Origin of the sequence: Kitasatospora sp. NPDC056783 (assembly GCF_042789895.1) — a bacterium.
In the GTDB taxonomy this organism is placed as follows: Bacteria; Actinomycetota; Actinomycetes; order Streptomycetales; family Streptomycetaceae; genus Kitasatospora.
On sequence record NZ_JBHUAF010000247.1, the window covers coordinates 11537 to 12822 of the forward strand.

Genomic DNA, 1286 nt, shown 5'->3' on the forward strand with positions numbered 1-1286 from the left:
GAACCGCCCCGCGCCTGATCCGGCCAGCAGCCCCTCCGGAAGCCGGCGCCCGTACGCCACCAGCAGCAGGTGCTCCGCCCGCCCCGCCACGGTGAGCCCGCCCTGCCCGTGGGACCACCCGGTGTCCGTCGCCTCCAGGCGCACGCCGTCGACCCGCGCGCCGAAGAACCGCAGCGTGCGCGGCGTGACGGTGGCCAGCAGGGCCGTCGTACGGGGCAACGGCAGGCGGCTCGGCAGGCCGAGTGCCACGGTGATGTCGAGGCCGTGGACGGCGTCGTGGGCGAGGGCCGCGATCCGGCCCCCGACCGGCGGGCGCCAGGCGTGGTCGGCGTGGTCGGCCATCGCGGCGGCGAGTTCGCCCTCCGTCATGGCGGCGGCGTCGCGGCGGGCGATCCGGTCGGCCATGCGGTGGACGTTGCCTCCGGAACGGGCGAGTTCGAAGGCCGTCCGCGCCGTCGAGTGCCGGAACCCGGTGCTCATGTGCGCGGCCACCTCACGGACCCGCCAACCACCGCACAGCGAAGGCGACTTCCACTGTTCCGCGGTGAAGCCGGCGAACACCCCGGCGAGTTCGCGGCGCTCGGCCGCGATCTGCTCGCGGATCCACCGGACCGGCGGGGTCTCCCGGTTCTGCCCGATGTCCCGGATCTGCCCGATGTCCCGGTTCTGTCCGGATTCCTGGCTCTGTCCGGATTCCTGGTTCTGCGGCACGGTTTCCATGCGTCCAGCCTGCGGCCGGGACCGCCGGCCCGTCCAAGACCGGGAAGTTCTGCCACTTATGATCAGGAGTTATGGAACTGCGGCAGCTCCGGTACTTCGTCACCGTCGCCCAGCACGGCAGCTTCACCCGGGCCGCGCAGTTGCTGCACCTGACCCAGCCCGGGGTCAGCTCCCAGATCCGACAGTTGGAACGGGAGCTGGGGCACCGGCTGCTCGACCGCTCGGGCCGTACCGTGCGACTCACCCCGGTCGGCGAGGCGGTGCTGCCGCACGCCCGGGCGGCGCTCGCCGCCGAGGCCGCGGCCCGTGGCGCGGCGCAGGAGTTCGACGGGCTGCGGAGCGGACACGTGCGGCTGGGCATGGTCGCCGGGGCGGCGCTGACCCCGCCGTCCGAGCTGGGTACCCTCCCCGGGCTCGCCACCACGCTGGCCGCGTTCCGCCGGGAGCACCCCGGCATCGACTTCTCGCTCACCGAGGACACCAGCGCGGGGATGCTCACCGCGCTGCGTGACGGCCGGCTGGACCTCGCCGTCGTCGGCCTGCCCGTCCCCGCGAGCGGACGGGAG

At 74.4% G+C, this 1286-nt stretch carries 2 protein-coding genes; one reads left to right on the forward strand and one right to left on the reverse strand.

Annotated features, from left to right (window positions below; all coding sequences use genetic code 11):
* A partial coding sequence (locus ACFRMQ_RS27985; RefSeq protein ID WP_380733432.1) for a maleylpyruvate isomerase family mycothiol-dependent enzyme occupies positions 1–720 on the reverse strand: 720 nt, incomplete at its 3' end.
* Positions 721–791: 71 nt separating this feature from the next.
* Between ACFRMQ_RS27985 and ACFRMQ_RS27990 the strand changes: the two genes are divergently transcribed.
* Positions 792–1286: LysR family transcriptional regulator (locus tag ACFRMQ_RS27990; RefSeq protein ID WP_380733433.1), on the forward strand; the 495-nt coding region annotated here is incomplete at its 3' end.